At 47.0% G+C, this 6,567-nt stretch carries 7 protein-coding genes; 2 read left to right on the top strand and 5 right to left on the bottom strand.

Annotated elements, in window-relative coordinates; all coding sequences use genetic code 11:
* Positions 1 to 286 precede the first annotated feature (286 nt).
* Entirely contained in the window at positions 287 to 1,012 is a 726-nt protein-coding gene (locus tag QT974_RS26605) for a pentapeptide repeat-containing protein (protein WP_333471412.1), read from the top strand.
* A 145-nt stretch (positions 1,013 to 1,157) separates the two neighbouring features.
* On the opposite strand, the gene QT974_RS26600 is transcribed toward QT974_RS26605, so the two are convergent.
* Both QT974_RS26600 and QT974_RS26595 read right to left on the bottom strand, forming a co-directional pair.
* Positions 1,158 to 1,826: a response regulator transcription factor gene (locus tag QT974_RS26600; protein ID WP_333471411.1), complete on the bottom strand. Its 669-nt coding sequence runs from the start codon at positions 1,824 to 1,826 to the stop codon at positions 1,158 to 1,160.
* 311 nt (positions 1,827 to 2,137) lie between these two features.
* Positions 2,138 to 3,484 carry an EAL domain-containing response regulator gene (locus QT974_RS26595; protein ID WP_333471410.1) on the bottom strand — a complete coding sequence of 449 codons (1,347 nt, stop codon included), beginning with the start codon at positions 3,482 to 3,484 and terminating at the stop codon, positions 2,138 to 2,140.
* Positions 3,485 to 3,591: 107 nt separating this feature from the next.
* Here QT974_RS26595 and QT974_RS26590 point away from each other — a divergent pair, with 107 nt between their 5' ends.
* Positions 3,592 to 3,921 carry a hypothetical protein gene (locus QT974_RS26590; RefSeq protein WP_333471409.1) on the top strand — a complete coding sequence of 110 codons (330 nt, stop codon included), beginning with the start codon at positions 3,592 to 3,594 and terminating at the stop codon, positions 3,919 to 3,921.
* Here the strand turns inward: QT974_RS26590 and QT974_RS26585 are convergent.
* The 3 genes from QT974_RS26585 to QT974_RS26575 all read right to left on the bottom strand — a co-directional run.
* The gene (locus tag QT974_RS26585; protein WP_333471408.1) at positions 3,918 to 4,187 is read right to left on the bottom strand and encodes a hypothetical protein; all 270 of its coding nucleotides are present in this window, start codon (positions 4,185 to 4,187) and stop codon (positions 3,918 to 3,920) included. The genes QT974_RS26590 and QT974_RS26585 overlap by 4 nt on opposite strands.
* A 193-nt stretch (positions 4,188 to 4,380) precedes the next feature.
* Positions 4,381 to 6,306 (bottom strand): serine/threonine-protein kinase, encoded by a 1,926-nt coding sequence (locus QT974_RS26580; RefSeq protein WP_333471407.1) that lies wholly within the window; start codon positions 6,304 to 6,306, stop codon positions 4,381 to 4,383.
* A partial coding sequence (locus QT974_RS26575; protein WP_333471406.1) for a hypothetical protein occupies positions 6,303 to 6,567 on the bottom strand: 265 nt, incomplete at its 5' end. The genes QT974_RS26575 and QT974_RS26580, both read right to left, overlap by 4 nt.

Below are 6,567 nucleotides of genomic sequence, written 5' to 3'. Positions count from 1 at the left end.
TTTATTTCTCCACGGATGAATCCGGGGGCTTGTATCCTGGATGCTTTCGGTCAATAATATTAATTATACGACAAATAATTGGTTTAAAGCCCCCAAGCCAGATCGGGAGAAATTAAAATCAGACTATTCATTACTCCAATCCTCTTCTTTCCAGTTAGAGGTCGCTCTCAACTGTCAACTGTCAACTGTCAACTGTCAACTGTCAACTGTCAACTGAACAGTGCCAGCAAGATCGATCGCAAATTTTGCGAGTATAATTGGTCTGAAGTGGCAGTGAGGTTTGTTTGTGAAATTTAAAATCTTGGCAAGTGTAACGGCAACTGTAGCAGTTTTAGCGCCGTTTTTGCTGGTAGCTCCCGTCAAAGCTCAAAATCCCGATCATGTCAGACAGTTGCTGGAAAGTAAGGAGTGTGAAGGCTGCGATTTGAGAAATGCTGATTTGTTTAAGGCGAGTTTGTACAGAGCTAATTTAAAAGGTGCTGATTTAAGCGGAGCTAATCTCTACGAAGCTAATTTGCTAGAAGCTGATTTAAGTGGTGCTAATTTGGCAAATGCTAACTTGGTTAATGCGGAGATGTACGGGGCTGACTTGGACAGTGCTAATCTGCGAAATGCGGATTTGTCTAATGCTTTTTTGGGGCGGGCCAATCTGACGAGAGCTGATTTGCGCGGTGCTAAGCTTTTTAATACTAATTTGGGCGAAGCTTATTTGCTGCAAGCTAATTTGTCGAATGCGGATTTGCGACGTTCGCTACTGTTTAGAGTTAATTTTAATCGTGCGAATTTAAGCGGGGCTGATTTGTCTTTTGCTGATGTGCGCGATACTAATTTGCAGAATGCTATTCTGTCAAATACCAGGCTTCCTAGAACTCAGTTGACGGGGACAAATATCGATGCGGCGAGGGACGTGCGCCAGGCTGATTTGGAACGTGCAAATTTGCGGGGTACAAATTTGGGGCCGATGGTTTGCGTGACGACGAGTTTTCCTTATTGTGTTTTGAATTTGGAATAATATCAGGTTCTCTCGAACGAGGATAATCAGATGGGTTTGAGCGTTCCGACTAAAGTCCTCAGATTATGAGGACTTTAGTCGGAACGCTCAAACCGTTTTTATTGCGGGTAATTAAGGGCTGGTACACCCTAAGTTGAGACCAAAGCTAAGTTTGAGGTGGTTTGTATCCCCTTTCTAGGGCAAATTTCACAAGCTGGGCTCGATTTTCTAACTGTAATTTGCTGAAAATGCTGCCTAAATGAGCTTGCACAGTCCGGGGGCTAATAAACAGTCGATCGCTAATTTGTTTGTTAGTATAACCTTGAATAACCTCCCAAAAAACTCTTTCCTCGGCTGGTGTTAGCGGTAAAGGTGCTGGGTTCGGCAATACTACTGCGATAGTTTTTGGCTCTACGGCTCTGGTGTTAGAAGTTTGCAGCAGTCGGACTATCTCGGAGTGTATGCGGTGGGAGCGGTCTAACTGCGCTTTGACTTTAGCCAAGATTTCTTCAGACTGAAATGGTTTTACCAGATAATCGTCAGCGCCGATCGCATGACCTTCAACTTTTGACTCCATCTCGCCTTGACCTGACAAAAATATAAACGGGACTAGCTGTCCCAAACGGGTTGTGCGCAAGCGGCGGCAAAACTCAAACCCGTCCATTTCTGGCATCATCACATCTGAAATCACTAAATCTGGGGGTGCATTCTCAAAAATTGAGAGCGCCTCAACTCCTGAATTAGCGCATTCTACCCGGTATCCTTGGCTTTCCAGGTACATTGCTAAGACTGTTTGACAGTCTGCTTCGTCGTCAACTACTAATATTCTTTCCATGAGGGCCTTGCACCAATTCCAGTTGACAGTTCTTGAAACTGCGGCTCCCAAAGTAGGAACTTAAATGAGTTTACCTGCTGCAACTTGATAAAGACTCCCAATTTCAAGACGCCACAATTCCTCAATTAGTCCAATTACGGGCGCCGATCGAATAAAATGAGAATAAGTTGAGGACTGTTGGGCTAAATTTCCATTTTTTATTCGTCTCTCCTAAAAAGCTACAACTTTTGAGGAGGGATCGTCAACTTTTCTGCACCAAATAGACGGTAAAAGAAAGATTTTTTTTTATTATACACAAATTTTGCTGGCACTTACACTATTCCGAGACTTGACATGGAAAGGTTTTTAGATTTTTCCGGTTCGGAAATAGGTACAAATGGGATCGCGCGACTAGGTGCTGCTGCTAGGGGCTGCGCGAACAAACGTTGGTCGGCAACCAACATATTTTCAATTGTCGGTGCGGGTTCGGGGCGACTGAACAGATACCCCTGCATGATATCGCAGTTGTGCTGTTTCAGAAAAGCTAGTTCTGCTTCTGTTTCTACGCCCTCAGCAATTACTGTCATGTTCAAGCTGTGACCGAGTAAAATTACTGCTGTGGTAATAGCAGCATTTTGAGCGTCTTCGTTGGCGTTGCGGACAAAAATGCGATCGATCTTTAAGCTGTCAAAAGCAAATTGCTTGAGATATCCTAAAGTCGCATAACCAGTGCCGAAGTCGTCAATCGCGATCCGAATTCCTAGAGCTTTGAGTTGGTTTAAAGTTGTGCCTGCGACTGTGGCATTTTCTACCAGAGCGCTTTCGGTCATTTCTAATTCTAAATTAGCTGGCTCTAAGCCTGTAGTTTCTAATATTTGGATAATTCGCGCCTTGAGTTCTGGGTCGGACAACTGCCTCGCCGACAAATTTACTGATATTGTAAATGGTGAGAACCCCGCCGCCAGCCAGCTCGCGGCTTGAGCGCAAGCTGACAGCAGTACCCACTCGCCAATCTGAATAATTAAACCTGTTTCTTCTGCTAAGGGAATAAATTCGCCCGGAGAAATTATACCTCGATCGGGATTTTGCCACCGCACCAAAGCTTCGGCGCCGATAACTTGTCCGGTAGCAATATTCACCTGCGGCTGATAGTATACCTGAAATTCACCTTGTGCCAGAGCGCGGCGCAGCAGAGCTTCCAGAGCCAACTTTTCGGGGGAGAGTACCGAAACATTGGTCGAGTCGTTGACTAAATCTTTGAGTCTGGCTTCTGCTTGGTGAAGCGCGAGTGTCAGCGGTTGAGTAATAGTTTGCCGTTTCGAGACGCGAGAAGAAATCGCCCCCAGCAATTCAGCCTTAGTAAATGGCTTTGTCAGGTAATCGTCGGCGCCCAATTCCATCCCCCGACGAAAATCGGTTTTGGAACTTTGAGCCGTGAGGAAAATAAATGGAATTGTTGCAGCTAGGGAGTTTTGTCGTAGCGTCCGCAACACGTCATAACCGTCGAGTTCCGGCATCTGCACGTCGCACAAAATTAAATCCGGGATCTCCGAAAGTGCCATCTGCACCCCAAATCGACCGTTTTCGGCCACGATGACCCGGTAGCTGTGAGATTCCAGGAGTTGCAGAAGAGTTTCCCGGATTAATTCGTCGTCTTCAATGACCAAAATTTTGAGCATGATACTTAGATTACAGATGGCACTATATATCAGAACCTGACTAACTCTAGCATACTCAAACTAGCTAGTTACTCATTAGGCCAATTAGCCAATAAATCATTAGCCATTTGGCTAATGATTTTTCTTCGGTTTTTAAGTCACGGTCGAAGAAGTGGCTAATTTTGGAAGAGTTCGATCGCTTTCGAGGACATAAAACTGCTGTGCCAGATTATTTGATAAATTTTTATGACAAGTTATCGATTATTTCTCATAAAAAATGCCGTCAACATTTTCACTGCGCGGATGGCGGCAAGCTCTATACAATTTCCGGTCAATTTGTTCTCAAAAAGTGTTCGATCGTTCTGACTTCATTCCTGGGATGGATGCGGACTCGCCTTCGGAACGATCGAGCAATTTTATTGTCGTTTGAGGGGACATCGCAGGATGCAGGGGATTAATTCACAGGCTTAGTGGAATTCGCGCAAAACTTGTGATCTACAATTGCAGAATTGATACTGACTGCCTGCATAGGTGATGACGGAACGATCCGGTCTTGCGGAACTACAACTGTCTTTTTGCAAACCAGTTCGCTGCTGCCTACAGAGGCAAAGTTCCAAGCATAAAATTCGGGATTGCTGACTGTCGCACTGGCGGGATATAAACCCAATGCAGTTACTAATACTAATCCCAAAGTTACTAAAGTTACGATCGCGAATCTCAGCATATTCTTTCTTTGAACCAGAAAATTTACCGCTCGGTATTACCTCATTATCGCCCGATCGCTCTCAAGGCGTCAATAGCCATTTTTCGATTTTCCATTTTTCGATTTTCCATTTTTCGATTTACTCTATAGATGAATCAGGGAGCAGGAACAGGATTTGAAAAGTTTTGCCTGGAAAGCGGCTTAAGTCAGAGCGTTATTTCGTCTCCAGATTCAACTCGTAGGCGATCGGCTCGGATGACTGAGAAACTACCACGAATTCATAAAAACCAGTATCATCGAGGACTCCAGACCAACTCAGCTCCTCTGCATCTTGCAGCAAAGGGTTGACTTTGTTTGTCCGCCCGGGAGCATAAATTGACAGCAGAGTCGATTTGCGCGGAGCTTGCAAACTCACGCTCAAAGTCTGATTTTGGGCGAACCGGGCAATGTAAGCTTTGCCTTCACCGGGTTTGAGATTGCCCGTGAGGGTTTTGCTGTTGGAGCGGCGGTCAAATTCGACGCTTTCGAGAGTTGCTCCCGCTTGCAGAGCTGTCAGGGTGTCAGCGGTAATTGCTTGCCAAATTTGTCCGATCGGCAAATCAATCAGATTGCGATCGCGCGGCTGCTGCGGAAACAAATAAAAGAACTTCGCATCAGCCAAATCGTAAAGCGCCCGACTGCTCAAAGAAAGCTTGTTAGCCTCAGCTTTCCAACGATCGCGATCGGCGCTGTCATAACTTCCCAACCGCCCTCTAGCGTCGCTGCTGAGGTTTGAGAGCTTGTCGAGCAATTCATCGCCGATTTTCTGCCACCTTTGGCGCCACTGGCGATCGTCGTCGCCTTCTTTTAACAGGCGCCCGCCCAATTCCGGGTATTTAGCATAGAAAGTCTCGTCTACAAGATTGACGTAACCGCTATAGAATCGATCGTTAATTTTCAGTTCGGAAAAGCGATCGCGCAAAGCATCTTCTTGCTGCTGTTTCGGGCCCGGAGTCAGGGGAATTTTCTGCACTTTTGATTGCAGGTTTAACACGTAATTGCCCGCAAACCAGCCAACGGTTCCCATACTTGAAAGCACCGCTATTACGAACAAAAGCATTTGCCAAGCAGGCATTTTTTGCCGGTTCCCCACTGTCGCCAGTCGCACCGGAGTCCCCGGCAGTTTCGGGGGAGGGGCGGGTACGGGTACGGGTACGGGTACGGGTATGGGCGAGTGCTCCGGCGGCTGCTGCATCAGACCAAAATCTGGGGCTGACTGCGGCTGGGGTCTTAAAGGTGGATTGCCCGAGAGAGCCTGCAAAACCTCGCGAGCCGAGGAGTAACGCTGGCTCGGCTGGTGAGCGAGCATTTTATCCAGCACCAAGGACAAATTCGGAGACAGAGAACAGTCCGCCCGCCAGTTCCAATTCAGCGTCTGGCTGTCGAGCAATTGATGCGGTTCCTTCCCTGTCAGCAACACTAAAACTGTAGCGGCGAGGGCGTACAAATCGCTGTGGGGATACACAATCCCCATTTGCATCTGTTCGACGGGAGCATAGCCGAGCTTGCCGATGCGGGTTGCGGGGGCGGGAGTACCGTTAGCTTCGGCGAAGAGAGACTCTACGGTGGCGGCGATTTGTTTGACTCCGCCGAAGTCTATGAGCACGGGCATTCCGTCAGATAGGCGTAGTATTAGGTTGTCAGGGGAGATGTCGCGGTGAATGACTCCCAAGGAGTGAATGTATTCCAGGACTGGCAAAATCTGAATCAGCAGTTGATTTATTTCTGCTTCGATGAACCGCAAACCCTGACGCTTGCGGGCATCCAGCAGAAAGCGGTAATTTTGACCGGGTACGTAGTCTTGGACGAGAAATAGGTAGCCTCGATCGACTATACTGACGCGAAACATTTCGCGAAAGCGCGGGATTTGATTGTGTTGCAGCTTGTAGAGGACTCCGGCTTCGCGCTCGAAGAGTTCCTCGGATTTTTGTAAGGCGTAACTTCCTTGGACTTGGGGCGCAAATTCTTTTAAAACGCAGGGTTCGTTAAATCGGTGGGCATCTTCAGCGAGGTAGGTGCGCCCGAAGCCTCCGTGTCCCAATTCGCGGACGATGCGGTAGTGGTTGTGGAGAGTTATGCCGGGGTAGATGGGATTGTTCATTGAAACTTGCGTCGGGTTGTTACGCTTGACTGAGATTGTCCGTTTTGGGCGATCGCGCTAATTAATCGTGAGATTAATCTTGACATAACTTTGTCTGTGTTGATTAGTCGATCGCCCACTTGGTTATCTCCTGCGGTTTTTGTCAAACAAGCGGTTGTCTGCACGCAACTCGATTGTCGGCTGTATTTGTGCGATCGACCACAAAGTGTGTTCAAATTTTTAGTAAGCTGCCGTTGTGCAGTTAAATGATATATTAAAGTT

Origin of the sequence: Microcoleus sp. BM001215392 (assembly GCF_036700185.1) — a bacterium.
Taxonomy (GTDB): domain Bacteria; phylum Cyanobacteriota; class Cyanobacteriia; order Cyanobacteriales; family Microcoleaceae; genus Microcoleus.
This window is presented reverse-complemented; position numbering and strand designations above follow the sequence as displayed.